Raw genomic sequence first — 25,829 nt, 5'->3', positions numbered from 1 at the left:
TTTCAGGATGTGCGATGATCGAGGCACTCGTGGGGGTCCACGCGACGGACGGCGAGCCCGACCAGGCTCGGTCCGGACCGCCGGCGCGAACCGACAACGATCCAAGTGGCGTCGGCGTCTCCCTCGAGAGGCTGCTTGCCCTCGTGAAGCTGACCCCTGCGCAGGCGGCCGTGCTCGTCACAGATGTGGTCGATCAGGTCGAGTCGCTACACGAGCTGGGGCGTTCTCCGGCGAGTCTTCGAGGAAACGCCGTGACGGTGTCCCAAAGCGGGCACCTCAGGATCGAGCGCGGTGGAGGAAACGCGGGATCACGGGACAAGGTCCGTGATGTGATCGCGGTCCTGCTTCGAGAGATCGCGGCGAACTGTCGCAGCGCCGCATTTGCGGACCGGCTGGACGAATCGATCGCCGAGGCGTCGGACGCGGTCGTCCTTGCACAGCTCGTACGCAACTCTGTCGCAACAGAATTCGGTCCGGACAAGGTGGAGACGACGCGGCGTCAGCTCGCGGCGCTCGTCTCGGCGGTGCTGGGACGTGCCCGTCCGGAAGGTCCAGCGCACGAACGGCCGGACGCCCCGGATCAGCTGCCACCGGCTACCGGATCCTCTCTAGCCTCGACCGGCTGGCAGCCACCCACAACGAAGATCTGGCATCGCAAGAGAAGGCGACCGTCGTGGCGCCGAGGTCTACTCGCTCTGCTCGCGCTCCTCATGCTCGCCGGGATGGTGTGGGTGGCTCCGAAAGCATGGTCGGAGCTGCGGCAGGGATGGAACACCCTCCTCGACCCCGGGGAATCGTCGATGGACGATCAAATCAGTCCGGTTTCTCCGCCGCCCCCGGCGCCCGACGCCGTATTCCCTCCGGCCGAGCCGGGGTCCACCGAGCCGAGCCCCGTCCCCATCGATCTTCCGGGTGAAGCCGGACCGATCACCCGCATGGTCGCGAGCTTTGCCAACGGCACCTGTGAGCCGGGGCGATCGTGCAACCTGCGGGTGGATGTCGGCGTCGATCCCGCAGCGAATGTCGGTGCGGTGACCTGGAATCTGACCGTCTACGACAGATGTACGGGTGCTGTCGGTCCCGGTGGTGAGGTCACGGTGCCGGTACCGCCCGGCGCGCAGGAGGCCTACGGCGTCGGTCGCGTCGATCTGCCGCCGGGCGCTGCGCTGGCGGTTGCCGCGGTCAGCACGGCTCCCGCTGCCGCCGCGTCGGAGCCGCTGTACGTGCCCGCCGAGAACGTAACCTGCCCGCCGGGGGGCTCTGGTGCAGGCGGATAGGCGCCGATCCGATCCCTGGCTCGTCGCTGCGGCAGTCGTCCTGGTCGCTCTCGGCGTGCTCAACATGTGGACGACGGGAATGACGGCACCGGCAGTGCGTCACGCGGTTCTCGCTGGCGTGGGCCTCGGCGCCATGTGGGCGACGTCGCGAATGCGGGTCGCCACCCTGAGCCGTTTCGGCTGGATCCTCTACATTGCCTCGGTTGTTCTGCTCGTGGCGGTGCCGCTGATCGGGATCGCGACGATGGGCGCGCAGCGCTGGCTGAATCTCGGCGTGTTCACCCTGCAGCCCTCCGAGATCGCGAAGCTCGCCCTGGTTTTAGTGCCCGCATCGATACTGGCTCGTGACTACACGGTCCGCAGGTTCCTGGCTGTCCTGGCGGCTGCGTGTGTGCCGATCGCGCTGGTCGCGCTGCAACCCGACCTGTCGACGGCCGTGGTGCTCGTCTTCACCGTGGTGCTCATGCTGATCCTGGCCCGGGTGCCGATGCGGTCGCTGCTCCCACTGTTCGCGCTCGGCGTCGCCTCGCTGCCGCTGGCGTTGCTGTTCCTCCGCCCGTACCAACTCGATCGGATCAACGTCTTCCTCTCGCGCGACGCGGATCCGCAGGGTTCCGGCTGGGCTGCCTGGCAGGCGGACATCGCGATCGGCAGCGCGGGATGGTGGGGCCTCGGCCGGGAAACGGACTACGGCCTCCGGGCCACCTACCTGCCCGAATCCGAGCACGACCTGGCCTTCGCGAGCTTGGTGTACGGATGGGGTCTGGTCGCCGGGCTGGCCGTCGTGCTGGCCGTCGTGGTCATCGTGTGGCGTGCCGTCCTCGCTGCCCGACACGCACGGACGAGGGAAGCGGCACTCGTCGCGGCGGGTGTCGCCGGACTGTTCGGAATTCACACGGTGGTGTCGGTCGCCCAGAGCCTGTCGCTGCTGCCGCACACCGGCATGCCCATTCCCTTGTTCAGTTACGGGGGCACCGCCTCGATCGTCGGGTTCGTCTCCCTCGGCTTGGTGCTCGCGGTGCGGCGCGACGGCGTGACGCGGTCGCTGTGGGCCACCGAATCCCGGAAGCGACGGCTCCCTCGCGGAGTGTCGACGAGCGCGGTGGCGGTGACCGCGTCGCTCGTCGCGATGTCGATGTTCGCCTGGCAACTCCAGACCGCTCACGGCGGCGATCTGCGGGCCACCAGCGACACGCAGATGCTGCGCTGTCTCCGACTGCCCGCCGAACGAGGTGACATTCTCGACCGAAACGGTGTTCCGGTCGCGGTCAATGTCGCCGAATACTCCGTTGCGGTGGTTCCGCGGATGTTCGCCGACGGTGACCCTGGGGTACGCGACGAACTCGCCGCACTCCTCGCCGTCACGCCTGACGCACTCGCGGACGACCTGACGAGCGCGGAAGAGGAGATGCAGCTCGTGCTCGGACGCGTCGGGGCCGAGCAGGCCCGGCGAATCGTGGATGCCCAGTTGCCCTGGGTGCTCGTGTACCCGACCGGACGCAGGCAGTATCCCCAGGGGGAGTCGCTGGCGTCCGTCCTCGGGTACGTCGGGACCGCGGACGAGCAGGGCATGCAGTACTGGCCGAACCTCCCGCTCGGAGCGCGGGTGGGCAAGGCGGGACTCGAGATGCAGTACGACGCGTTGCTCCGCGGCGTCGACGGCCGGCAGTGCATGTACGTCGATCCGTCCGGGCGTCCGGTCGGCACAGGGGAGAGGGTGGACCCGGTACGGGGTCACGACCTGCGGTTGCACCTCGACCTCGGCATGCAACAGGCCGCGACCGATGCGCTCGCACAGGCAATGCGCACCAGCGGAGGCGACCTCGGTGCCGCAGTCGTGATGGATGCCCGCACCGGTGGGGTGCTGGCACTGGCCAGTGTTCCCGGCTACGACAACAACGTCTTCGAACCACCGGTCGACCCGGTCGCGCTCGCGGCGCAAACCGAGGGCACGGGGCCGGGTCGGATGCTCAACCACGCTGCGCAGACTGCCGTGCCTCCGGGCTCGACGTTCAAGATCGTTACCGCCGCGGCGAATGCGTCGTCGCACGTGTTGTCGCCGGACACCGTGCTCGCGGGCGGCGCCTCCTATGCCTACGGAGGGCACACTTTTGCGAACTGGCAGCCCATGGGGGGAAACAGTCTGCTGGGGGCTATCCAGTGGTCGGACAACGTCTACTTCTATCAGCTCGCCGACCTCATCGGCCCCGAGCGCATAGCGACGACCGCGGGTGAACTGGGTGCCGGCTCGCCGACGGGCATCGATCTGCCCAACGAGTCCGCGGGTTTCCTCGGCACACCGGAGAACGTCAGCGACATCGGTGGGGCCTGGTATCCGGGGTCGACCCTGTTGATGGGAATCGGTCAGGGCACCGTCAGCTCGACCCCGCTGCAGGTGGCGCGTTGGACGTCGGGTATCGCCTCCGGCGCGATGGTGACGCCCCAACTCGCGGCGGCCTACGGGCCGGCGGAGGGTGTGCCCGTTCCGACCGAGGAACCGCATCGACTGTCCTTCGCGGACGAACTCGGACCTGTGCGAGCGGGGATGCGTGCATCGGCCGCCGCCGGTACCGCCGGCCAGCTCGCGAGCCTGCCGGTGCCGGCCGGGGCGAAGACCGGTACCGCCGAGGATCCCTCGGCCCCCGGGAAGGGCCTCAATGCCTGGTTTTCCGCGGTGGTGCCCTTCGATGCACCCGAGGTGGTGGTGACGGCACTCGTGCGGGGCGGTGGATTCGGTTCGGCGACATCAGGTCCGGTGGTCAAGACTCTGCTCGAGCGCTATCTCGCCCACACCCGCTGACCAACCAGACCCGCTGAACATCAGGCGCTGTAGGCAGCGACCACCTCGGGGTGGTCCATGCAGGCGGTCGCGCCTTCCGCAACGCAGGTGAGGGGACGCTCGGCGGTCTTCACGGGAAGGCCGAAGGCTTCTTCGAGCACTTGCGGCAGGCCACGCAGCATCGATCCACCGCCGATCGCCAGCATTCCTTCGGCCATCACGTCACCGATGGCCCGCGCCGGTAGGTCGTCGAGGCACGCGGACAGCGTCTGCACGATGCTCGTCATCGTGGGCCGCACCGCATCCATGATCTCGTCGGTTTCGAGAGTGACCAGCCGGACCCGGCCGGTCGCGGCGTCGCGGCCCTCCACCACGAGCGGCTGTTCCTCGGCGACCTCGGGCGCTCCCACCTTGGCCCGCTCCGCGGTGAACTCGCCGACGACGAGTTCGTGTTCCGCGCGCAGGTAGCGGAGTATCGCCCTGTTCAAGTCGTTTCCCGCAATTCGGCAACTGCGGTGCGACAGGACACCGCCGTAACAGAGAGCAGTGACTTCCGAAGTGCCACCGCCGATATCGACAACGAGGTGGGTGGACGGCTCGAGCGGGTTGAGACCGCAACCGAGCGCGCCGGCCACCGGTTCCGGCACCAGACCGACCTTCCGCAGACCCGCCTCGTGTGCGACTTCGAACATCGCGCGACGCTCGAGCGGGGTCGCGCCGGCGGGAACCGCGACGACGCCCGTCGGCCGTGTACCGAACCGGCGGCGGGGGGCTGCCCGCTCGAGAACGGCACTGACAAACGTCCGAGCGGTCCCGAGATCGACGATGACACCGTCACGTATCGGGTGAATCGCCGTGATTCCGGAGGGAATGCGGTCGACGAGGTCACTCGCGTCATGGCCGATCGTGAGCGCTTTGTGGGGCTCCCTCGTCCGAACCATCAACAGCGACGGTTCGTTCAGGACTATGCCGTCTTCGGGAGTGCCGACGACAGTGTTGGCTGTTCCGAGATCGATACCGAATCCACGCACGTCGGCCTCCGAGCGGATCACCCGCGAGAGTGTTCAGATGCTGGTCAGCGGCATCCGAAGATGTCGAATAAGAGCAAGGTTACCGCTGTCGAATTCGCCTCGGCGCGTTGTTCGGCGGAATAGGCGACGTGGACTCTCGCAGAGTGCCCCGCTCGTCGTGGATGACCGGATACGGGGATGCGCAGCTCTGCCTTCGGCGGGGTCGGCTACTTCTCGTCGGGAGCGACGGGCGGGGGAGTGGGAATCACCGCGGTGGACAGATCGACGCGCATCCGGTCGCCGCCGGCATCAGTTCGGTAGGGGGCAAGGATCTCGCCGAGTCGCGCCTGGATCTCCGCAAGATCGTCGGTGGTGACGTAGAGCGGAGTGGTTCCGAAACCCAGATAGTGCCAGAGCTGTCGATCGTCGTTCTCGACGAACGTGTCGAAACTCTTGCCGAGTGATCCGAGGAAGGCGAGAAAGGCATTCCGTAGTTCGGCTTCGTCCATGGCGGCGAGCTCGTCGTGTCCGACATGGGCCAAACGCTCGCCGAGCGCGAGGGTGCGTTCGATGGTGCCGCGTACGCGGCGTTCGTCGACGACGGTGACGATCTCGGCGTCGATCAGGGCCGCGATGTGCCGATAGAGCGTGGCCTGGGTGACGTCGGGGAGCTCGGCCCGGAGTTGTGCGGTGGTCAGCCGGCGCCCGCCGAGTTGCTGCACGATCCGCAGGCGAACGGGATGCAGCACCACCTCGGCAATCGGTGAGGTCTTTCCCATCGGCACCCTTCCCGCATTATTATCAGTCTGATAATGTTCTCAGTACTACATCGAGCTTACCGTCGACGGGAGACCTGACGTTATGGCGACATCGACCATTCGAGACAACGCCCTTCATCTCTCGTTCTCCTGGTGGGAGGCGATCATGGTCCACCGGAGCACGATGGAGGTGCCGTTGTCGGAGATCTCGAGCGTCGAGGTTCTGCCGGGCTGGACGTCCGAAATACTCGGCATCAGATCGGGATTGGTGATCTCCGGATATCTCAAAGTGGGCACCTTCCGGCATCCGCGCGGCACACGGCGCCTGGTCGCGATGAAGCGCGGATATCCGGTGCTGCGCATCGGGGTGCGCCGGGCCGGCACCGAGTTCGACGAGCTTCTACTGAGTTCTCCGAATGCGTACGCACTCGCGAACGCCGTGGACCCGGCTGGGGCTCACTGACCACCGACGCTGTCCGGCTCAGCCGGCGAGTTCGGCGAGTTCGGCGAGTCATACCGGCGCTGCCCTGCATCCAGACCGTCGAGTCCGGGGGATTTTCTAGGGGCCGATTTCCGGGTCTTCCCCGATGTTCGAGGTGGCGTTCAGGCGGTTGACTGGGCGAAGGGATTCGGGTGCTGCATCCGAATGCTTGCCATCTCGAGACGGTGATCGGAATGTTGCCATGAATCTGACTGCGCAATCCCGGGGCGCGGACCGGGTGTTGCCGCTCCGGCGCTGGATATGCGTCGCCACCGTCGTGTCGTGCCTGCCCTACCTGCTCCTGAAGATTGCCTGGATCTTCGGCTGGACGATCGGTGTCGACGACGCCGAGTTCGCCGACACCATGCGGGTCGCCAACATCGCGACGGCGGGTATGGAACTGACCGCGATCCTGATCGCGGTCGGGTTGGTTGCGCCGTGGGGAAAGAGAATCCCCGCCGTCCTCCTTGCTTTCCCGATGTGGGTCGCGACCGGACTGCTCGTCCCCGTCGCGGTGGGGTCGGTTCTGGGCGGCGCCATTCAGGTCGTCACGGGCGGCGGAAACGCGTACAGCGGCAACGACGCCATGGAGGGGTGGGTGTTCGCTGTCGTGTACGGAGGCTTCGCGACGCAGGCTGTTCTCCTGCTCGCCGGATTCGTTCTCTACGCGCGGGACAGGTGGCACGTGGTGGTCGACGGTGGCGCCGACAACGGCGGAGGACGAACCGGCCGACTACAGAACCACCTCGGTGCCGTATTCGTCGCTGCCGCTGTGATATTCACCGGACAGCAGCTGGTGTGGGCGGTGTGGGGGAGTGCGGTGTTTTCGGACCTGACGACCGCGCAACGAGTATTCCTCGTCGTAGGAGCGTCGGCGGCTGCCGCAGGTGCCGCGGCTGCGACGGGTCTGCTCAGGGGAAAGCGGCTTACGCCGGCTCGTCTCGTGTTGCTCTGGCTGGGCACCGCAGTAACCTTCACCAGCGCATTGAAGGACACGGTGACGTACCTCGCCCTCGACACCGACGCCTTGGGAGGGTCGGCACACGACCCCGGTAACGCCGCACTCACCCTGCTCGTACTCCTGGGTTCCTTGGCTGGTGCCATCGGAGTGGCGATGCGACTCGCCGAAGAATCCGCGGGTAGTGCACTCACGAGGAATGCGCCGGTGTCGCTGCCTCTTGCGTAACGGGCACCTGTGCGGCTTAACTTCGTGGACCGTCGTCCGGGGGGAAGGCCACTCGATGAAGTTCAGCCGGTATGCAGGGGCACTGATCGCTGCGGTGATGATGACGGCGACGGCACCCGTCGCCTATGCCGGGCCCTTCGCTCTCCCGGACCTGGTCGGTCCCTACCCGTCCGATTTCCCCGCGCGCGTCAACTACATCTCCGTGCTCGACGGGTTCACCGAACTTCGCGAGAGTCGTCCCGACGTTGTGCAGCAGAACCTCGGTACCGCCGTGGCGATCAACAATGCGGCGTCGCCTGTAGAGCAGCAGCGCGCGTTGTTCGACAGTCACTACGACCGGCTGCTGTCGTTGTCGGATGGGTTCGGCCACGGCCTGGGCGAAGCGTTCCGCGTCGCGCTCGACGAGGGACGTCTACCGAAGACCGAGACTTTGCTCGGAGGAGACCTGGCCCGGGCCGGCGGCATCGCCAATTCGACGCTCCTGGAAAAGCAGCACTGGAACAACCCGCGGCCGTTCGAGGCGGCACCCGAGCGGATCCACTACTACTTCGGCGACGGAACCGGCGGCGCTGCCGACCCCTATGCAGAAGTGTTCGGTACCAGTTCGTACCCTTCGGGTCATACGGCGCAGGCGTATTGGAAGGGAATCCTGCTGGCGGACATGCTTCCTGAGCTTGCTCCGCAGATTCTCGCCCGCGCCTCGGAGGTGGGGAACAGCCGCATCGTGTTGGGTGTGCACTACCCGCTCGACGTCATGGGCGCGCGCATCATGGGCCAGGCCGCAGCGGCCGACCGGTTGAACGACCCGGCGTTCGTCCGCCTCGTCGACGAAGCGGAGGCCGAACTCCGGTCGGAACTCGAACTGTCGGTGGGTGCGCCGCTGGCCGACTACATCGAGTCCGACGTCCCGTATCGCTCACCTGATGCGGCGCGCGGCGAATACCGAGACCGGATGACCTACGGGTTCGAGCCGGTCGATCCGGCGATGGTGAACGACATTCCCGCGGACGCCGCGGTGCTGTTGCGGAGCGTCGCGCCCCACCTCACGGACGAGGAGCGCCTCGGCGTGCTCCGGGACACCGCGCTACCTGCGGGATACCCCCTCGATCGCGCCGGACCCGACGGCGGCTGGCTACGCATCGATCTCGCTGCCGCGTACGCGACTGTGTAGGAGCCTCGCCGCGTACGATTTGGTGGTTCGGACCTCGCGCGCCGGGGTCGAGGCCAGCACTGCCGTGGGACGGCAGAAGGAGTGCTCCATGAGCGACCCGACACCCCAGTCCGTCACTCCCGAGTGGTTGCACGAGCACCTCGACGACGAAGACCTCGTCATCGTCGACGCCACGACACACCTGAGCATGCCGCCGGACGGGTCGGTGCACATCGAGCCCGGTCTCGACACGTACGCCGAGGCGCACATCCCGGGGGCGGTCTACGCCGACCTGTTCACCGACTTTTCCGACCATCAAGCGCCGCAACCGTTTACCGCTGTCTCGTCCGACCGGTTCGCGATCGCGGCGGGTGCGGTGGGTATCGGAGACGGACGACGGGTGGTGATCTACGACCAGTCGAGCGGAATCTGGGCCGCCCGATTGTGGTGGCAGCTGCGACTCGAAGGATTCGACGACGCGGCAGTCCTCGACGGCGGTCTCCCCGCGTGGCGTGCCGCGGGGTATCCCGTTTCGGAAGAGCAGGTGATTCCGCACGCCGCGACCTTTACGGCGCATCGTCGTCCGGACTTGCTCACGTCGACGCAGGACGTTCTGGGCGCTCTCGACGACCCCCACACCCTCATCATCAACGCTCTCGACCCGGCGACGTACCGGGGTGAAAGCCCGTCGTATCCGCGCCGGGGGCACATCCCGGGCAGCATCAACATCCCGTTCGGCGACCTCGTGGACCCGTCCACCGGCCGCCTCAAGCCGGCAGCCGAACTGCGGGAGATCTTCGAGAAGTCGGGTGCGCTGGACCCGGACGTGCGACCGGTGACGTACTGCGGTGGCGGGATCGCCGCCTCCGGCGTCGCCCACGCACTTGCCGTGGCGGGTCGCACCGACGCCGCGGTCTACGACGGTTCGCTCAACGCCTGGACCGCCGACGAGTCGCTCCCGCTCGTCGAGGGACCCGACCCTCGTTGACCCACTGAGTTATTCGTCTCCTGCGTCGACGGAGCATCGAGGACGGCAAGGATCGTCGTGGTGATCCGTTCCGATGCGTCGTGGGGGTCGAGGCGTGATATCGAGATCTCGGTGGCGGCGCCGTGCAGGATCTGGTGGATCACGGTGACGAGCCACGACGTCGGCATATCGGTTCGGAACACGCCCTCGTCGCGGCCGCGTTCGATGAGTGCCTCGACGCGCGCAGCCGGGTCGGTGTGCAGTTCCTGCATTCTTCCGGGCGGCAACTCGTCTTCGGCGGCGGCGATGATCGAGGCGGCCTGACTGGTCAGGAGCCAACTGCTTTCGATCAGGCGGCTCAGTGCGTCGCGCGGGTTGCCGGACAGGTCGACGGCACCGAGGGCACGTTCGCCCTGTTCGAGGACACGCACGACCACAGCTTCGAGTAGTTCGGCCCGTGATGCGAAGTGGCCGTACAGGGTGACGCGGCCGAGACCTGCTCGTTTGGCGATATCGGCCATCGACGCGGTGGGTCGTTCGGTGAGGCAGGTGATGGCGGCGTCGAGGATGCGCTCCACGTTGCGGACGGCGTCGGCTCGTTTCGTCGCGCGAGGTGTCGGTGCTGTCATCATTCCTCTTCCCATACACGGCTGTACGAGTTACGGTAGCAGGGTCCTAAAATAGACAGCACTGTTCGACTTATGTGAGGCCCAGGGGGAAGGCGCCTCGACGATCGGAGCTCGCGATGCTCGACAGGACGGAACCCACACAACAGTTGCCCACGGCAGCTTCGCCGAACAGCGCTCCCGGGGCAGGACGGATTGCGCGCTGGTTCGACAGACTGCCGGGACCTGTGCGGTGGACTTTGCGCCGCTGGCCCGCCCTGCTCGCCCTCGCCCTGGTCGGCCCCGACGTGGTGGCGGCAGCGCTCGGAGAGAAGGGCGGTTCGGCCCAGTTCCTCGGCGAGGCGCTGCCGATGCTCGCCCTGATCTATCTGATCATGGCCAAGATCGGCAACCGGAAGATCACGTGGCCGATCGTGGTGCTGGTGGCGGGGACGGTCGCGGTCACCGAGGTGACCGGCATTATGGCGCCGTCCACCCTTCTCGTCGGTGCCTCCCTCGTCCTGCTGATATGGGTGATGTCCACCGGTGAAATCGATTCGACGCCGAACCTGCGCCTCCAAGCCATAGGGATCGTGTTCTTCTGCGGTGTGGCGCTCGCCGGTCTCGCCGTCGATCCGACCGTCGGGGTGTACGTGATCGCGGCCGGCTGGTTCCTGCACGGGATGTGGGACTTCGTGCACATCTGGCGGGACCGGGTGGTCTCGAAAACCTTCGCCGAATGGTGCGGAGTGCTCGACGTCCTGATCGCCGCACAGTTGGTTCTGATGTGACGAAACTTAAGTGCGATAGTGCCCGCCTGGCGGGCACTATCCGACCAAAGTTCGTCGCAGGTAACCACTATGGTGGCGCCATGACGCTGCGACAGATCGACGCAACCGAACGCAGGGCCCGCCTGGCCGCACGACACTGCCTCGCTCCGGAATTTCACGCGAAGGATGCCGTCGAGGCCGCGACCGGCATGGTCTGCCTGCACGGCACCGACCCGGCGACCGTCTATCTGTCGGCCTGGGCGCGTGTGGACGATTTCGCGGTCGAGGATCTCGACCGCGCGCTGTACGTCGACCGTTCGCTGGTCAAGCATCTCGCAATGCGACGGACGATCTTCGTCTTCCCGCGGCAGGTGCTCCCGTTTGCGCAAGCCGGCGCGAGCAACCGGGTCGCTGCGGTGCAACGCCGCAGCGTGGCCAAGGATGTCGAGGCCGCCGGTCTGCACACCGACGGTGAGCAGTGGCTGACCGAGGCGTGCGAGCACGTCCGCGAGGCGCTGTCCGGTGGCAGGGAAGCGACCTCCACCGAACTGCGCAAGGAGATTCCCCATATCGACAGTGCCGTCGACTACGGCACCGGGAAGTCGTGGGCCGGGAAGGTCGCCTTTGCTCCCCGCGTGCTGACGGTGTTGTCGGCGTCGGGAAAAGTGGTGCGCGCCTCCAACAATGGAGCGTGGCGAATTTCGCGGCCGAGTTGGGCCACCACGGAGTCGTGGCTCGGCGCGGAGATCGAACCGTGCACCGAGGACGACGGCGTGCGCGGCCTGGTGGAGTTGTGGCTGCGGCGCTTCGGTCCCGGCACCGAAGCCGACATCAAGTGGTGGCTCGGCTCGACGGTGAAGGCGGTGCGCGCGGCGCTTGCCGAATTACACGCGGTGGAAGTGGATCTCGGCGGACGAACCGGTTACCTGATGCCCGACGACGTGGACAAGACCCCGCGCGTTGCACCGTGGGGTGCGTTGCTGCCGGCGCTGGACCCGACGACGATGGGCTGGTTCGAGCGCGACTGGTATCTCGGTTCGTACCGGCAGGCGCTGTTCGACTCCAACGGGAACGCCGGACCCACCGCGTGGTGGGACGGACGGATCGTCGGAACCTGGTGGCAGGACGACGACGGTGCCGTCACCCTCCACCTGCTCGAGGACATCGGCGCGGAGGGTTCGGCGTTTCTCGAACAGGAAGCCGCCCGCCTCGACGACTGGCTCGGGGGTGTGCGCGTGATGCCGAGGTTCCCGTCGCCCCTGGCCAAGGAACTGTCGCAGGGCGGGGACTCCGGTCGCCGAACGCGTTAGGGACGGTCCCGCACGGCGAGCCGCCACAGCGACGTCACTTCCCGCTTGCGCGCGGCGTAGAGCGCATCCGACCGGTCCTCGATCTTGCCGTGCCGCGGCGCCACATCTCGGCGTTCGAGCACGACGAGACCGGCATCGCCGATGAGGGCGAGGAGTTCCTCGCGGGTCCGCAAGCCGAGATGTTCGGCGATGTCGGACAGGATGAGCCAGCCTTCTCCCGAGGGTTCGAGGTGCTCGGGCAGTCCGCGAAGGAAGCCCCGGAGCATCGCACTGTCCGGGTCGTAGATCGCGTACTCGATCGGCGATGTCGGCCGGGCGGGAATCCACGGCGGATTGCACACGACCAGCGGTGCCCTGCCGTCGGGAAAGAGGTCCGTCTGCACGACCTCGACCCGGTCGCTGTAGCCGAGCCGGTCGAGGTTCGCCCGCGCGCAGGCGAGGGCTTTCGCGTCGATCTCTGTCGCGACGACCTTCTCGACGCCGCGGTGGGCGAGGACGGCGGCCAGCACGCCGGTGCCGGTGCCGATGTCGAACGCCTTGGTGAGCGAGGGCAGCGGGGTGTCGGCGACGAGGTCGACGTACTCGCCGCGAATCGGTGAGAACACGCCGTATCCGGGGTGGATGCGCGCGCCGAGGGCGGGGATCTCGACGCCCTCCTTCTGCCATTCGTAGGCGCCGATCGCGCCCAGCAGATCCCGCAAGGTGGTGACGGTGGGCTCGTCGATCGGCCCGTACGCCTCGTGGACGGCCTGCCGCACGTCGGGGGCGCGTCGGAGCGGGATCGTCTGGTCCGCGTCGAACGGCACCAGCAGCATCCCGAGGATGCTCGCTCGCCGGGACTGCGTCTGCCGGTGCAGGTGGAACGCGGTGGCGGGGTCCGTCGACGTCTTGCGGGGCTTGCGCGTGGCCCGGGCGGCGACGGCGGTGCCGAGTTGGCGGGCGTTGTGGAAGTCGCCGCGCCACAACAGCGCCGTTCCCTCGCACGCCAGGCGGTATGCCTCGTCGGCGGTCATCGAGTCGTCGGCCACCCGGACCTTTTTCGGGGGCGTCGCTCCGCTGGTGGACCGCCACACCGCCGAATGCTCGGTGCCGTCCTCGGTCCAGCGGACGAACTCGGTTTCCATCGCACAACCATATGCACTGCCGTGATGTGCCCGACGACCGCACGGGCAGATGGTGACGCTGCGGACATAATGGGTGCCCATGGAGACCAGGACGCTGCCGGTGTACGAGGCCGGAGCGATCGACGTGCCGTTCGTCATCGCCGGCATGGACGAACTCGTCTCCTGTGACACGCGGTTCGAGCCGCACTCGCATCCCACCCACGAACTGTTGTGGAACGAGCGCGGGGCGTCGAGTGTCACGGTGGGGGCACGGACCTGGACGGTGACACCGACGATCGGGTTGTGGATACCCGCCGGGCTGCTGCACTCCGGCATCACGCCGGCGGGCACGTGGTATCGCACGGCGCACTTCGGAATCGGCGCGACGCCCGCACTGTCCGAGCGTCCGGTGTCCGTCGAGATGACGCCGCTGCTCCGGTTACTGCTCGACCGTTTGACGCACGAGTCGCTCGAAAGTGAGTCGCGAGCGCTGACCGAGAAGATGGTGATCGACGTGCTCGCGCCGTCGGACCAGGAACTGCTGGTGCAGATGCCGACATCCCCGCTGTTGCGGCCGATCGTCGAGGCCGTCGATGCCGACCCCGGCGACGCGCGCACGCTCGCGGACTGGGCGACGGCGCTGGGGGTGAGTGCCCGGACCATCACCCGCGTGTTCCGATCCGAGACGGGAATGAGTTTCGGTCGGTGGACGGCGGCGGTTCGGGCACAGCGCGCCGCGATCCTTCTCGGCACCGGTCTCGAACTCGGCGAGGTGGCCCAGATCATGGGTTATCGGTCGGTGAGCGCGTTCGGCGCGGCGTTTCGCCGAATCATGGGAAGCACACCGGGCACGTTCCGATTGACGGGGTAGCTGTCCCGAACGCGACATCGGATGTCCCGAACGCGCGATTGCGCCCGGACCGGACAAACATTACGGTTTAGGCAAACCTCACCTAATTCCCGCGGTTGCGGGAGTGTGGTCACCCCTTGCACGAGAGCGAGTAATACCCCATGCGTTCCAAGCGCTTCCTGACAGTGGCCGCGGCGGCAGTCGCGGTCACACTGGGCATGACGGCCTGTGGTTCCGACTCGTCGGAGTCCTCGGACACCGCGGCCTCCGAGACCGGACCCGGCGCATTCCCGGTCACGATCGAGCATGCCTTCGGCACCACCACGATCGACGAGAAGCCCACCCGCGTCGCGACCGTGAACTGGGCCAACCACGAGGTGCCGCTGGCTCTCGGCATCGTCCCCGTCGGTATGGCCGCAGCGAACTTCGGCGACGACGACAACAACGGCATGCTGCCGTGGGTCGAGGAGAAGCTCGAGGAACTCGGCGGCGAGACCCCGGTGCTCTTCGACGAGACCGACGGCATCGACTTCGAAGCCGTGTCGGACACCGATCCGGACGTAATCCTCGCGGCCTACTCGGGATTGACGCAGGAGACCTACGACACGCTGAGTGCCATCGCGCCGGTTGTCGCATTCCCCGAGGCGCCGTGGGCGACGTCGTGGCGCGACACCATCCTCTACAACAGCATGGGCCTCGGCATGGAAGACGAGGGCAAGGCCCTCATCGCCGACCTCGAACAGCAGATCGCCGACGAGGTGGCCTCGCACCCGGGCCTCGCGGGCAAGTCCACGATGTTCCTCACGCACGTCGACACCGCCGACCTGAGCCAGGTCAGCTTCTACACCGCCAAGGACACCCGTTCCGCATTCTTCGAGGACCTGGGTCTGTCCACTCCGAAGAGCGTCGCCGAGGCGTCGACCGGTGAGGAGTACTCCCAGAAGGTCAGTGCCGAGCGCGTCGACGTCTTCGACGATGTCGAGATCATCGTCACCTACGGCGACCAGGCACTGGTGGACGCGCTGAAGGCCGACCCGCTGCTCTCGCAGATGCCGGCTGTCGCCAACAACTCGATCGTGTTCCTCGACGGCTCCGGCCCGCTGGGCACGGCCGCGAACCCGACTCCGCTCGCTATCTCGTGGGTGCTCGGCGATTACGTCGACCTGCTCGCGAAGGCTGCCACCGGCTCACCGGAGTGACGGTAACCCAACCGGATTCGACGTCGGGCGCTCTCACCACGGGACGCCCGACGTTCGGCCGTCTGCTGTGGCTGCTGGTTCTTGCCGGTGTGCTCGTCGCGCTGACCGTGATGTCCGTCGTCATCGGTTCGCGCGACGTCGAATGGTCCGACATCCTCGCTGCGCTCGGCGGGTCGACGGACAACATCGGGCAGGGTGCCGTGGCCAAACGCATCCCGCGCACCGTGCTCGCGCTCCTCGTCGGCGCCGCTCTCGGCCTCGCCGGCGCGGTGATGCAGGGCGTCACCCGGAACCCCTTGGCGGATCCGGGAATTCTCGGAGTCAACATGGGGGCCTCGCTCGCGGTGGTCGTGGGCATGGCGTACTTCGGTCTGTGGACGCAGACGAGCATGATCTGGGTGGCGATTCTCGGAGCGGGCATCGCCGCCCTGTTCGTCTACACCGTCGGCTCTCTCGGGCGCGGCGGCGCGACACCCCTCAAGCTTGCGCTGTCGGGCGCGGCCACGTCGGCGGCCTTCGCGTCGTTCATCACCGCTGTGGTGCTGCCGCGCAACGACATCGCCGGCAGCGTGCGCTCGTGGCAGATCGGTGGTGTCGGTGGCGCGAGCTTCGACGCCGTCGGGCAGGCATTGCCCTTCCTCGCCGTCGGATTCGTGGTCTCGCTCCTTTCGGCGCGCAGCCTCAACTCGCTGGCACTCGGCGACGAGGTCGCGGCCGGTCTCGGTGAGCGAGTCGCGATCGCGCGGGGTATCGCGGCGCTGGGAGCGGTACTGCTCTGCGGCGCCGCGACCGCCATCGCAGGACCCATCGCTTTCGTCGGGCTCGTCGTGCCGCACCTGTGCCGCATGCTGATCGGGGTCGACAACCGATGGCTGCTGCCGTTCTCCGCACTCACCGGCGCGGCCCTGCTCACCGCAGCCGATGTCCTCGGCCGGATCGTGGCGCGGCCCAGTGAGATCGATGTCGGCATCATCACCGCCTTGATCGGGGCGCCCTTCTTCATCTACATCGTCCGACGCCAAAAGATTCGCGAACTGTGACCGCCACCTTCGAAAACTCCACCTCCGCAACCGACACCGTTGCGGTGAACCGCATCAAGCGGGGACGACGCAGACGCGGGGTCATCACTCTGCTGGTCGTGCTCGTGGCTGCCGCGTTCGCCGTGAGCCTGATGTTCGGCAAGACGTTCTATCCGCCCTCCGACGTGATGCGGGTGATCCTGGGGGAGGACGTGCCCGGCGCGTCCTTCACCGTCGGCACACTCCGGATACCTCGCACGGTGCTCGCGGTGGTCGCCGGAATCTGCTTCGGCCTCGGCGGCGTGACCTTCCAGACGATGCTGCGCAACCCACTCGCCAGCCCCGACATCATCGGCATCAGTTCCGGCGCGAGCGCCGCCGCAGCCTTCGCCATCATCGTGCTCTCACTCGGCGGGTCGCAGGTGTCCGCGGTCGCGATCGTGGCGGGCCTGGCGGTCGCGGTGCTGATCTACGCGCTCTCGTTCCGGAACGGTGTGGCGGGCACCCGGCTGATCCTCATCGGCATCGGTATCGCCGCGATGCTCGACAGCCTCACGTCGTATCTGCTGAGTACGGCCGCGACGTGGGATCTCCAGGAAACTACCCGGTGGCTCACGGGAAGCCTCAACGGAACCACGTGGACCGCAACCGTTCCGGTGCTCGTCGCGCTGGCGGTGCTCGGGCCGGTGTTGCTGAGTCAGACCCGTAACCTGTCGATGCTCCAACTCGGCGACGACACCGCCCAGGCGCTCGGTGTCCGGGTCGAGCGCACACGCATCGTGCTCATCATCGCCGCCGTGGGGCTGATCGCCTTCGCCACCGCTGCTGCGGGTCCGATCGCGTTCGTCGCGTTCCTGTCCGGGCCCATCGCCGCCCGGATCGTCGGGCCCGGTACGTCGCTCGTCGTGCCCGCGGCACTCGTCGGTGCGCTGCTCGTTCTCTTCGCCGACTTCTGCGGTCAGTACGCGTTCGGCACCCGCTATCCCGTCGGTGTCGTGACGGGTGTGCTCGGCGCGCCGTATCTCGTCTACCTCATCATTCGTTCCAACCGCTCGGGAGGCTCGCTGTGACCGCAGCCCACACCCTCGTCGTCGAAGACCTCGAACTCGGATACGGTGGACGTACCGTCGTCGAATCCCTCGATCTGGTGGTGCCGCCGGCAAAGATCACGTGCATCGTCGGGGCCAACGCGTGCGGAAAGTCGACGCTGTTGCGGTCGATGTCGCGCCTGCTGACGCCGCGCTCGGGGCATGTTCTGCTCGACGGCAAGGACGTGCACCGGTTGCCGGCCAAGCAACTCGCCCGCACTCTGGGTCTGCTCCCGCAGTCGCCGATCGCGCCGGAAGGAATCGTCGTGGCGGATCTGGTCGGGCGCGGCCGGCACCCGCATCAACGGGTGCTCTCGCGGTGGAGTCGTGAGGACGATGCCGCGGTGGCGGACGCTCTCGCTGCGACCAACACGACCGAACTGGCCGAGCGGCACGTCGACGAACTATCCGGTGGGCAGCGGCAGCGTGTCTGGATCGCCATGGCACTTGCCCAGCAGACCGACGTGCTGCTGCTCGACGAGCCCACGACCTTCCTGGACGTGAGCCACCAGATCGAGGTGCTGGACTTGCTCACCGATCTCAACCGCAGCCGGGGCACGACGATCGTCATGGTGCTGCACGACCTGAACCTTGCTGCGCGGTATGCGGATTACCTCGTGGCCATCGCCGCAGGTGATGTCTACGCGGCGGGTGATCCGTCCGACGTTCTCACCACCGAGACCGTCCGGGCGGTATTCGGGCTCGACAGCCACGTGATCTCCGATCCGGTGTCGGGCAAGCCTCTGATGCTGCCGCTCGGACGCCACCACGTCACGGAGGGTGCCACGGTCTGAGCGCCCCGTTGCGCACTTAGCGCAATACTGATCTAATCACTGGCACCAGTGAAAGGATCGCCATGCTCACATTCCTGAACTCGACGGCGTTCACCGCCCTCGGCGCTCCCACCACGTGGGCGGAGGTCCTCGGTTTCCTCTCCGGTGCGTGGTGCGTGTACCTGGTGGGCCGGCAGTCCGCGCTGAACTGGCCCATCGGCATCGTCAACAACCTCGTCTGGATTCTGCTGTTCGCCACCGCCGGCCTCTACGCGGATTCGGGACTTCAGATCGTCTACATCGGGCTCGCGGTGTGGGGCTGGACCAACTGGGTGCGGGGGCACGACGGTGGGGTGCTGCCCGTGACCGGCACCAGTGGGCGCGAGTGGCTGTGGCTCGCCGGCGCGGGCATCGCCGGCACCGCCGCGCTGACCGTTCTGCTCGACACCGCCACCCCGTCGACCGTGCCGTTCTGGGATGCGGCCACCACCGTCCTCTCGCTGCTCGCGACGTGGGGCCAGGCCACCAAGCGGTGGGAGTCGTGGCTGCTGTGGATCGCCGCCGACCTGATCTATATCCCGCTCTACCTGCACAAAGGGCTCACGCTGACGGCGCTGCTCTACATCGGTTTCCTGATTCTGTGCGTACGCGGCCTCATCGCCTGGCGCAGCACCCGCGTGATGACGCCCGAATTTGCGCGGGTGGCGTGATGTACCGACATGCACTCGTCATCGGCAAGTTCTACCCGCCGCACATCGGGCACCACCATCTCGTGCGCACCGCGGCACGGGTGGCCGACCGCGTCACTGTGGTCGTCATGGCGTCCGCCGCGGAATCGATCCCCCTCGGTCGGAGGGTCGAGTGGATGCGGGAGACACATCGCGCCGACCGCGGAGTCGCCGTCACCGGAATTGTGTGCGACGCACCGATGGACCTCGGCTCGGACGTGGTGTGGGCGGCGCAGGTGGCATGCATGCGCGCCGCAGTACGGACGGTCACCGATATTCCGGTGGATGCGGTGGTCTCCAGTGAGAAGTACGGTGACGAACTGGCGCAACGCTTTTCGGCGACCCATGTATGCGTCGACGTCGACCGCGTCGCGTACCCGGTTTCGGGAACGGCGTGTCGCGCCGATCTCGCGGGACACTGGGACGACCTCGACTCACCCGCCCGCGCGGGCCTGACGACGCGCATCGTGGTTCTCGGTGCCGAATCCACCGGTACGACAACGGTCAGTCGCGCGTTGGCGGAGCGCTACCGTGCCCGCGGCGGGGTGTGGGAGCGAACTCGGTGGGTGCCGGAGTACGGGCGACAGGCCACCGTGGACACCCTCGCTCGAATGAAAGAGCGTGATCCAGCCGCGACGATGGATGACCTCACCTGGACCGGCGACGACTTCGCGCACATCGCCGCGGAGCAGACCCGCCTCGAGGAGGAGGCGGCACGGACCGGATCACCGGTGCTCGTGTGCGACACCGACGCGGTCGCGACCACCGTCTGGGAGCGGCGCTACCTCGGCTTGGAGAGCCGGCGCGCGTGGACGGAGGTTCCCGACCGGGATGCCCTCTACCTCGTCACCGATCACGTGGCGGTCCCGTTCGTGCAGGACGGGATACGCGACGGGGAAGTCATCCGTGCGGAGATGACGGAGTGGTTCGTCGACATGCTCACGGCGACCGGCCGGTCCTGGGTGCTGCTCACCGGAACCCTCGCCGAACGCGTGCGGCTGGGAGAGCGGGTGATCGACCAGGCGCTCGGGTTGCGCACGCAGTTCGGCGAACCATTGACGTTCGGCCCGGGTGGGTTGAGGCCGAACTCGCTGCTCAGTACACGTGCCGGATCGCGTCGAGCGCATTGGTGCAGGGGATGTGGGCGGCGCGCAGCGCGTCGACCATGCGCGACGACATGCCGGACGTCGTGCTGTCGAGGACACCACCGGCCGCCACAGCCCAGACCACCTCGCCGGGTTCGAACTTGCGGGTGGGAACCAGTCCCCGCTGGGGAGCGAGGTCGCGCAGCGCACTCCACTGCGCGACTTCTCCGGCGTCGGGATGGCCGATGAACAGCAGTCGGTCGTGTGCCACGATGAAACCCCTTTGTGCTCTACATGCCTTCGGTAGGGATGTCGGGGCAGGTGTGTCCTTCGTTACATTCTCGCGAAAGGGTGGTGCGGCCGAAGGCGGAGGGTCCGGAGAACTCACGCCTCGAACAGCGACTGCCCCCAGTATTCGCCGTCCTGAAGGCCGGGCGGACACGCGAACACTGCCGACCCGACGTGCTGGATGTACTCGTTGAGCGCGTCGCTGCGGGCGAGTTCGAGTTGCATCGGTACGAACTGGTCGAGCGGGTTGCGGCAGAAGGCGATGAAGAAGAGCCCGGCATCGAGATGCCCGAAGCCGTCGGAACCGTCCGTGAAGTTGTAGCCGCGGCGCAGAATGCGGATGCCGCCGAGGTGCTGCGCGGAGGCGAGGCGCACATGTGCGGTGACCGGTACGAACGGACCGTCGGGCCCCTTCGACTCGAGGTCGAGTTCGTCGAACTCCGTCGTCTGCCCGAGCGGTGCGCCTTCGCGTTTGTCGCGGCCGATCACTGCCTCTTGTTCTTTGAGGACGGCCCGGTCCCACTGCTCGATGAGCATCCGTATCCGCCGGGCCACGAGGTAGCTGCCGCCGGCCATCCAGGGCTGGTCGTCGTCGCCGGCGACCCACACCGACTCGGAAAGAGCGTCGGGATCTTCCGCTTTGAGGTTGTTGGTGCCGTCCTTGAAGCCGAACAGGTTCCGGGGGGTCGCCTGGGCGGTCGAGGTGGAGGAGGTGCGTCCGAACCCGAGTTGTGACCAGCGCACCGACGCGGTGCCGAACGCGACCCGCGCCAGATTGCGGATTGCGTGCACGGCGACCTGCGGATCGTTGGCACACGCCTGGATGGCGATGTCGCCACCGCTGCGGGTCGGGTCGAGGTTGTCCGCGGGGAAGTGGGGCAGATCCTGCAGGGCCTCCGGTTTGAGCGGTGCCAGCCCGAAGCGGTCGTCGAACAGGGACGGGCCGAAGCCGATGGTCAGTGTCAGCTGGGACGGGTCGAGATCGAGTGCTTCGCCGGTGTCGCTCGGCGCCTGGTACGCACCGTCGCCGGTGGCGCCGTCCTCGGTCGCCTCCAGGCCCGCTGTCATGCGTGCGGCCATCTCGGTCCACGTCTTCAGCATTGCGACGACCTGGGCGCGGTCGGTCGTGGTGATGTCGAACGCAACGAAATGCATCCGATCCTGCGCGGGAGTGACGATGCCGGCCTGGTGTTCGCCGCGGAAGTCGACCACTCCGTGAGCGGCCGCCCCGGCCTCGTCGGGTGCGGTGGCGCGGCCGGCGACCGCGCCCGCACCGGCGATAACCGCCCCTGCCCCTACTGCGCCGAACAGTCGACGGCGGGAGATGCCTGCCCCAGTGTCCCGGCCGGGTGTGTTCGTCGGCCGATCGGTCATAGCCCGGCTGCCTCCGCGACGACGCCCTGCACCTTGCTGACCTCCGCCGCCAGCGCATCGATCAGCCGAGACAGTTCCTGCCGCTGCGGTTCGGTGACGGTGTCGTACGATACGAATCCTTCACCGACCCGGTACTGGTCGAGGGCGGCGTCGAGTTCGGCGAACCGTGCGTCGATCGCGGTACCGAGTGCAGGGTCCTGGGCGTCGAGCACGGGCCGCAACGCCGCGACCGCGGCCTGCGAGCCGTCGACGTTCGCCCGGAAGTCGTACAGATCGGTGTGCGAGAAGATGTCTTCCTCGCCGGTGATCTTGGAGGTGGAGATCTCGTCGAGCAGACCCTGGGCGTCGCCCGCGATACGCGTCGGGTCGATGGTGTAATCCTCCGCGTTCACCAGTCCCGAAAGCTCCTGGACGTCGGCGGTGAGCTGGTCGGCGACGGCAGCGCTGTCAGGCTGGAGCCCGGTCACCCACAGGTCCTTTTCGAGCCGGTGGAAGCCGGTCCACTCCTGGCCGGGCTCGAGGTCGGCCTCGCGAAGATCCAGCCGGGGATCGAGGTCGCCGAAGCTTTCCGCTTCCGGTTCGATCCGCTCGAAGTAGGTGCGCGCGAGCGGGAACAGCCGCTTGCCTTCCTCGACGTTGCCTGCCTTGACCGCGGCGACGAATTCACCGGTCGTGGCGACCAGAGCCTCGGTCTGGCTCCGGATGTACCGGCGGTAACCGTCGGCGGCCTCGGTGAGCCGGCCGTCGGCGTCGGTCGCGGCCTGGGAGTCGCCGGTCACGGTGAACGGTTGCCGGATGCCGTCGCCCACCATGCCCGGTCGGCACGACAGTTCGTAGTCGCCTGCTTCGGGGATGTTGACGATGAGCTGGCGGGTGAGACCGGGCCCGATGTTCTCGACCTCGCCCATGGCCCGGTCGCCACCGGCGAAGACGTAGAACTCGGTGACTTTGGTGCCGTTGTTGGTGACCGCGAAGGTCGAGTGCCCGGTGACGCCCTCGGTGGTGGATACCTCGCAGGACGAGTCGGTTGCCGTCACCGTGACCGCGTCGGAGTCGGTCGCCGATTTCTCGGTGCAGGCTGCAAGCGCGAGCGGCAGTACTGCGACTGCGGTGAGGGCGTATGCGGTGCGACGCATCGGGTGGTGCCTTTCGAGAGGAAGGAGGGTATGCAGGGTGTTGCTCGGCGCAGGGTCTCGTTTCGGCGCGAGGTCAGGTCGCAGCGGGTTCGTGCACCGGCTGGGAGCGCCGAGCGGGTGCGGTGGGCCGCAGGAACAGGAACAGCACGATCACCAGGTATGCCGCCCACGCCGCGAACTGCAGCACCGTGGGGTCGGGACGGAGATTGAGGATGCCGCCGAGGATGGTGCCGTACCAACTGCCGGCGTCGTAGACATCGGAGACGTCGAACGCGGCTGTGGTCGCGCCGGGCAGAACACCGCCGATCTGCAGTGCCCGCACGCCGTAACCGAGGATCCCGGCTGCCACCACGATGAGTGCCACGCCCGTGTACTTGAAGAAGGTCGCCATGTTGATCCGGATGGCGCCGAGGTACATCAGGACGGTGACGACTGCGGCGACGGCGATGCCGAGGAGCAGCCCGACCAGCGGCCAGGGGCTGCCTGCGGTGTTCTCGGCGTAGCCGACCATGAGCAGTGCCGTCTCGAGTCCTTCCCGTCCCACTGCGAAGAACGCCAGTGACAGCACCGCGGAAGGGCCGACGACCAGGGCCTTTTCCATTCCGGATTTCAGGTCGCCGGAGATGGATCGGGACGCTTTGCGCATCCACAGCACCATGGCGGTGACGATGACGACGGCGACGAGGGAGGCGATGCCTGCCGCGATTTCTGCGGCGACACCGTCGAGGGTGCTGGTGCCGAAGTGGATGATCAGGAAGGTCGCGACGACCATGGTCACGGCGATGCCCACCCCGAGCCACACCCACTTGAGCGCGTCGCGGCGCTGGGACTTGACCAGGAATGCCACGAGGATCATGACGACGATGCCCGCTTCGAGTCCTTCCCGGAGTCCGATGAGACCGGAACCGGCCAGCTGGGTGGCGACGGATGGGGCGGTGGCACCCGCGGCGAGCAAGGGCATGAAGCTATCCCAAAGTTAGGTGAGGCGAACCTCGGTGGTTGTTAGAAGGACAACGTACACCCGAGACGCGCACGCGTACACGGAAGGGAACCACTTTCGTCCGGTACCGGTTTGCGACCTCGCGAGTGCCGGCGCGACCCGATAGCGCCGACTCGCCGAAACAATGTTGCGCCGTGTCCCGGAGATTTACCGTGGTGCGGTGACCTGCGGTTCGACGACACCCGGCGGCGCTCGAGCCGAGGCGTCCGCGTGGGTGCTGCACGTCGACCTCGATCAGTTCATCGCCGCCGTCGAGGTGCTGCGCCGGCCCGAATTGGCGGGAAAGCCGGTGGTAGTGGGCGGACGGGGCGATCCCACCGAGCGCGGCGTGGTGTCCACCGCGTCGTACGAGGCACGCGAACGCGGGGTCGGGTCCGGGATGCCGCTGCGTGTGGCGGCGAAGAAGATTCCGGATGCGATCTTTCTTCCGGTCGACAAGGACGCGTACAACGAGGTCTCGGACGTCGTCATGAGTACCTTGCGCAGCTTCGGTGTCGTCGTGGACGTGCTGGGGTGGGACGAGGCTTTTCTCGGCGTCGAGACCGACGATCCGGAGTCTTTCGCGCGCGGAGTGCAGGCTGCGGTGCTGGACGCGACCGGATTGCATTGCTCGGTCGGCATCGGCGACAACATCCTCCGCGCCAAGATCGCGACGGGATTCGGTAAGCCCCGCGGAATGTTCCGCCTCACCCGCGACAACTGGTTCGCTGTGATGGGGGAGCGGGACCCGGCCGCGTTGTGGGGCATCGGGTCACGCACCGCGAAGAAGCTGGCCGCACACGACATTCACACGGTCCGCGAACTTGCTGTGGCGCCGGTCGAGGAGATGGCGAAAAGCTTCGGACCGAAGATCGGCCCGTGGCTGGTCGGTCTCGGCCGAGGTGCCGCCACCGCGACGGTCACCGGGGAGCCGTGGGTGGCCCGATCGCACAGTCGCGAGACCACGTTCCAGCACAATGTCGCGGACTGGGGCGAACTGGCGGAGCACGTGCGGCGACTCGCCGCACAGGCGACGGACGACATTCGAGCCGAGAATCGCGAGGGGATACGCGTCGGCTTGAAGATCAGATACGCGCCGTTTGTCACGCACACGGCGAGTGCGCCGCTTGCCGTGCCCACATTCGATGCTGCGGTGATCGCAGACGCTGCGGTCGCACTGCTGGAGCGGTTCGATCACGACCGTGAGGTGCGCCTGGTGGGAGTTCGGGTCGAGATGACCCCGCCGCACTAGACCGGAGCGGTGAATTGTTCGGCGCGTGGGCCTTTCAGTAATCCGGGCGGCAGCGCACGGCCCGTGAGCACCAGCAGCAGGTGTTGGGCGTCGCCACTGACGACGTCACCCGCCCCGTACTCCCAGTCGTGATCGTCGGCCCGCAGACGGATGCCGTCGAGGTTCGCTCCGAAGTAGCCGACACTCTCCGGAGAGACCGAGCCGAGCAGCATCGCGATCCGCTCGTCCGGCACCCGCCGTCCGAGTCCGAGGGCGACGGTGATGTCGAGTCCGTGAATCACCTCGTGCCACAGTGGTGCCGAGGAGTCGCTGCGGGGCGGCTGCCACGGATGCGCCACGTTGTTGCGCAGGCAGTCGAGGAGTTCGGCGTCGGACAACACCCGCGTGTCGGCGCGGGCGCACGCGTCGGCGGCGCGGTCGAAGTTTCCTCGCGCCTTCGCCATCGCGACGAGCAGGCGCACCATGCCGTAGCGGTACGGCATCGTCGTGTGCGCGACCACCTCGCGCACACGCCATCCCCGGCACAGCGAAGGTGCGCTCCACTGTTCCTCGGTGAGTTGTTCGAGCACGGCGACGAGATCGCGCCGTTCGGCTTCGACGAGCGGGTGTGCGGTGGCGGGCATGATCGTCCTTCCCGGAAGGGGTTTCGTTCGGACTCTGCG

At 67.4% G+C, this 25,829-nt stretch carries 23 protein-coding genes and 1 pseudogene; 16 read left to right on the top strand and 8 right to left on the bottom strand.

Translation table 11 applies throughout. From position 1 onward, the window contains the following. Positions 1–14 precede the first annotated feature (14 nt). Positions 15–1,277, top strand: a complete 1,263-nt coding sequence (locus AC0B44_RS12200) for a hypothetical protein (RefSeq protein ID WP_471903137.1) — start codon at positions 15–17, stop codon at positions 1,275–1,277. Further along, positions 1,264–4,077 (top strand): FtsW/RodA/SpoVE family cell cycle protein, encoded by a 2,814-nt coding sequence (locus tag AC0B44_RS12195; protein WP_471903136.1) that lies wholly within the window; start codon positions 1,264–1,266, stop codon positions 4,075–4,077. The genes AC0B44_RS12200 and AC0B44_RS12195 overlap by 14 nt, the downstream gene beginning before the upstream one ends. A gap of 20 nt (positions 4,078–4,097) precedes the next feature. Here the strand turns inward: AC0B44_RS12195 and mreB are convergent, their stop codons facing one another. Together mreB and AC0B44_RS12185 are read right to left on the bottom strand one after the other, a co-directional pair. Continuing rightward, positions 4,098–5,087, bottom strand: a complete 990-nt coding sequence (gene mreB / locus AC0B44_RS12190) for a rod shape-determining protein MreB (RefSeq protein WP_471903152.1) — start codon at positions 5,085–5,087, stop codon at positions 4,098–4,100. Positions 5,088–5,293: 206 nt separating this feature from the next. After that, positions 5,294–5,845 (bottom strand): helix-turn-helix domain-containing protein, encoded by a 552-nt coding sequence (locus AC0B44_RS12185; protein WP_471903135.1) that lies wholly within the window; start codon positions 5,843–5,845, stop codon positions 5,294–5,296. Positions 5,846–5,927: 82 nt separating this feature from the next. Between AC0B44_RS12185 and AC0B44_RS12180 the strand changes: the two genes are divergently transcribed. From AC0B44_RS12180 to AC0B44_RS12165, 4 genes are all read left to right on the top strand, one after another. Further along, on the top strand, positions 5,928–6,287 hold the full coding sequence (locus tag AC0B44_RS12180) for a hypothetical protein (protein WP_169652723.1): 360 nt from the start codon (positions 5,928–5,930) through the stop codon (positions 6,285–6,287). 220 nt (positions 6,288–6,507) lie between these two features. Next, positions 6,508–7,491 (top strand): hypothetical protein, encoded by a 984-nt coding sequence (locus AC0B44_RS12175; RefSeq protein WP_471903134.1) that lies wholly within the window; start codon positions 6,508–6,510, stop codon positions 7,489–7,491. A gap of 55 nt (positions 7,492–7,546) precedes the next feature. After that, positions 7,547–8,662, top strand: a complete 1,116-nt coding sequence (locus AC0B44_RS12170; protein ID WP_471903133.1) for an acid phosphatase — start codon at positions 7,547–7,549, stop codon at positions 8,660–8,662. A gap of 88 nt (positions 8,663–8,750) precedes the next feature. Next, on the top strand, positions 8,751–9,629 hold the full coding sequence (locus AC0B44_RS12165; protein WP_471903132.1) for a sulfurtransferase: 879 nt from the start codon (positions 8,751–8,753) through the stop codon (positions 9,627–9,629). Here AC0B44_RS12165 and AC0B44_RS12160 read toward each other — a convergent pair. Continuing rightward, complete coding sequence (locus AC0B44_RS12160; protein WP_471903131.1) at positions 9,557–10,237, bottom strand: TetR/AcrR family transcriptional regulator; 681 nt, start codon at positions 10,235–10,237, stop codon at positions 9,557–9,559. The genes AC0B44_RS12165 and AC0B44_RS12160 overlap by 73 nt on opposite strands. A gap of 116 nt (positions 10,238–10,353) precedes the next feature. Here AC0B44_RS12160 and AC0B44_RS12155 point away from each other — a divergent pair, with 116 nt between their 5' ends. Together AC0B44_RS12155 and AC0B44_RS12150 are read left to right on the top strand one after the other, a co-directional pair. Further along, positions 10,354–11,004 carry a hypothetical protein gene (locus tag AC0B44_RS12155; RefSeq protein ID WP_471903130.1) on the top strand — a complete coding sequence of 217 codons (651 nt, stop codon included), beginning with the start codon at positions 10,354–10,356 and terminating at the stop codon, positions 11,002–11,004. An 80-nt stretch (positions 11,005–11,084) separates the two neighbouring features. After that, on the top strand, positions 11,085–12,293 hold the full coding sequence (locus AC0B44_RS12150; protein WP_471903129.1) for a winged helix DNA-binding domain-containing protein: 1,209 nt from the start codon (positions 11,085–11,087) through the stop codon (positions 12,291–12,293). On the opposite strand, the gene AC0B44_RS12145 is transcribed toward AC0B44_RS12150, so the two are convergent. Beyond that, a complete protein-coding gene (locus AC0B44_RS12145; protein ID WP_471903128.1) occupies positions 12,290–13,417 on the bottom strand; it encodes a methyltransferase in 1,128 nt (375 codons plus the stop codon). The genes AC0B44_RS12150 and AC0B44_RS12145 overlap by 4 nt on opposite strands. 79 nt (positions 13,418–13,496) lie before the next feature. Between AC0B44_RS12145 and AC0B44_RS12140 the strand changes: the two genes are divergently transcribed. From AC0B44_RS12140 to AC0B44_RS12110, 7 genes and pseudogenes are all read left to right on the top strand, one after another. Continuing rightward, on the top strand, positions 13,497–14,267 hold the full coding sequence (locus AC0B44_RS12140) for a helix-turn-helix transcriptional regulator (protein ID WP_471903127.1): 771 nt from the start codon (positions 13,497–13,499) through the stop codon (positions 14,265–14,267). Between the two features lie 140 nt (positions 14,268–14,407). After that, positions 14,408–15,445, top strand: coding sequence for an iron-siderophore ABC transporter substrate-binding protein (locus AC0B44_RS12135; protein ID WP_422423629.1), 1,038 nt, complete (start codon positions 14,408–14,410; stop codon positions 15,443–15,445). Continuing rightward, positions 15,442–16,485: a FecCD family ABC transporter permease gene (locus AC0B44_RS12130; RefSeq protein WP_471903126.1), complete on the top strand. Its 1,044-nt coding sequence runs from the start codon at positions 15,442–15,444 to the stop codon at positions 16,483–16,485. Before AC0B44_RS12135 ends, AC0B44_RS12130 begins: the two co-directional genes overlap by 4 nt. After that, positions 16,482–17,534 carry a FecCD family ABC transporter permease gene (locus tag AC0B44_RS12125; protein ID WP_471903125.1) on the top strand — a complete coding sequence of 351 codons (1,053 nt, stop codon included), beginning with the start codon at positions 16,482–16,484 and terminating at the stop codon, positions 17,532–17,534. The genes AC0B44_RS12130 and AC0B44_RS12125 overlap by 4 nt, the downstream gene beginning before the upstream one ends. Beyond that, entirely contained in the window at positions 17,531–18,346 is an 816-nt protein-coding gene (locus AC0B44_RS12120) for an ABC transporter ATP-binding protein (RefSeq protein WP_471903124.1), read from the top strand. The genes AC0B44_RS12125 and AC0B44_RS12120 overlap by 4 nt, the downstream gene beginning before the upstream one ends. 62 nt (positions 18,347–18,408) lie before the next feature. After that, positions 18,409–19,035: a nicotinamide riboside transporter PnuC gene (pnuC, locus tag AC0B44_RS12115; protein WP_471903123.1), complete on the top strand. Its 627-nt coding sequence runs from the start codon at positions 18,409–18,411 to the stop codon at positions 19,033–19,035. Then, positions 19,035–20,111, top strand: a pseudogene (locus tag AC0B44_RS12110) (AAA family ATPase); the annotation flags it as partial. The gene pnuC and the pseudogene AC0B44_RS12110, both read left to right, overlap by 1 nt. A gap of 411 nt (positions 20,112–20,522) precedes the next feature. On the opposite strand, the gene efeB reads toward AC0B44_RS12110, so the two are convergent. From efeB to efeU, 3 genes are all read right to left on the bottom strand, one after another. After that, positions 20,523–21,800, bottom strand: coding sequence for an iron uptake transporter deferrochelatase/peroxidase subunit (gene efeB, locus AC0B44_RS12105; protein ID WP_471903122.1), 1,278 nt, complete (start codon positions 21,798–21,800; stop codon positions 20,523–20,525). Then, on the bottom strand, positions 21,797–22,936 hold the full coding sequence (gene efeO / locus AC0B44_RS12100) for an iron uptake system protein EfeO (RefSeq protein WP_471903121.1): 1,140 nt from the start codon (positions 22,934–22,936) through the stop codon (positions 21,797–21,799). Before efeO ends, efeB begins: the two co-directional genes overlap by 4 nt. Positions 22,937–23,009: 73 nt before the next feature. Beyond that, positions 23,010–23,897: an iron uptake transporter permease EfeU gene (gene efeU, locus AC0B44_RS12095; protein ID WP_471903120.1), complete on the bottom strand. Its 888-nt coding sequence runs from the start codon at positions 23,895–23,897 to the stop codon at positions 23,010–23,012. A 199-nt stretch (positions 23,898–24,096) separates the two neighbouring features. Here efeU and AC0B44_RS12090 point away from each other — a divergent pair, with 199 nt between their 5' ends. After that, positions 24,097–25,167 (top strand): DNA polymerase IV, encoded by a 1,071-nt coding sequence (locus AC0B44_RS12090; RefSeq protein WP_471903119.1) that lies wholly within the window; start codon positions 24,097–24,099, stop codon positions 25,165–25,167. Here the strand turns inward: AC0B44_RS12090 and AC0B44_RS12085 are convergent. Continuing rightward, entirely contained in the window at positions 25,164–25,790 is a 627-nt protein-coding gene (locus AC0B44_RS12085) for a maleylpyruvate isomerase family mycothiol-dependent enzyme (protein WP_471903118.1), read from the bottom strand. The two genes, AC0B44_RS12090 and AC0B44_RS12085, sit on opposite strands and share 4 nt — an antisense overlap. Positions 25,791–25,829: the final 39 nt, after the last annotated feature.

This window comes from Rhodococcus sp. NPDC019050 (genome assembly GCF_055664235.1).
The sequence above is the reverse complement of the archived record's forward strand: the minus strand, read 5'-3'. Positions and strand labels throughout refer to the sequence as shown.

Coding starts and splice junctions, on each gene's coding strand:
- AC0B44_RS12145 (WP_471903128.1), bottom strand. CDS start 13,417: ATGGAAACCGAGTTCGTCCGCTGGACCGAGGACGGCACCGAGCATTCG.
- AC0B44_RS12085 (WP_471903118.1), bottom strand. CDS start 25,790: ATGCCCGCCACCGCACACCCGCTCGTCGAAGCCGAACGGCGCGATCTC.
- AC0B44_RS12165 (WP_471903132.1), top strand. CDS start 8,751: ATGAGCGACCCGACACCCCAGTCCGTCACTCCCGAGTGGTTGCACGAG.
- AC0B44_RS12160 (WP_471903131.1), bottom strand. CDS start 10,237: ATGACAGCACCGACACCTCGCGCGACGAAACGAGCCGACGCCGTCCGC.
- efeU (WP_471903120.1), bottom strand. CDS start 23,897: ATGCCCTTGCTCGCCGCGGGTGCCACCGCCCCATCCGTCGCCACCCAG.
- AC0B44_RS12180 (WP_169652723.1), top strand. CDS start 5,928: ATGGCGACATCGACCATTCGAGACAACGCCCTTCATCTCTCGTTCTCC.
- AC0B44_RS12185 (WP_471903135.1), bottom strand. CDS start 5,845: ATGGGAAAGACCTCACCGATTGCCGAGGTGGTGCTGCATCCCGTTCGC.
- AC0B44_RS12170 (WP_471903133.1), top strand. CDS start 7,547: ATGAAGTTCAGCCGGTATGCAGGGGCACTGATCGCTGCGGTGATGATG.
- AC0B44_RS12140 (WP_471903127.1), top strand. CDS start 13,497: ATGGAGACCAGGACGCTGCCGGTGTACGAGGCCGGAGCGATCGACGTG.
- efeO (WP_471903121.1), bottom strand. CDS start 22,936: ATGCGTCGCACCGCATACGCCCTCACCGCAGTCGCAGTACTGCCGCTC.
- AC0B44_RS12175 (WP_471903134.1), top strand. CDS start 6,508: ATGAATCTGACTGCGCAATCCCGGGGCGCGGACCGGGTGTTGCCGCTC.
- pnuC (WP_471903123.1), top strand. CDS start 18,409: ATGCTCACATTCCTGAACTCGACGGCGTTCACCGCCCTCGGCGCTCCC.
- AC0B44_RS12200 (WP_471903137.1), top strand. CDS start 15: ATGATCGAGGCACTCGTGGGGGTCCACGCGACGGACGGCGAGCCCGAC.
- AC0B44_RS12150 (WP_471903129.1), top strand. CDS start 11,085: ATGACGCTGCGACAGATCGACGCAACCGAACGCAGGGCCCGCCTGGCC.
- efeB (WP_471903122.1), bottom strand. CDS start 21,800: ATGACCGATCGGCCGACGAACACACCCGGCCGGGACACTGGGGCAGGC.
- AC0B44_RS12135 (WP_422423629.1), top strand. CDS start 14,408: ATGCGTTCCAAGCGCTTCCTGACAGTGGCCGCGGCGGCAGTCGCGGTC.
- AC0B44_RS12155 (WP_471903130.1), top strand. CDS start 10,354: ATGCTCGACAGGACGGAACCCACACAACAGTTGCCCACGGCAGCTTCG.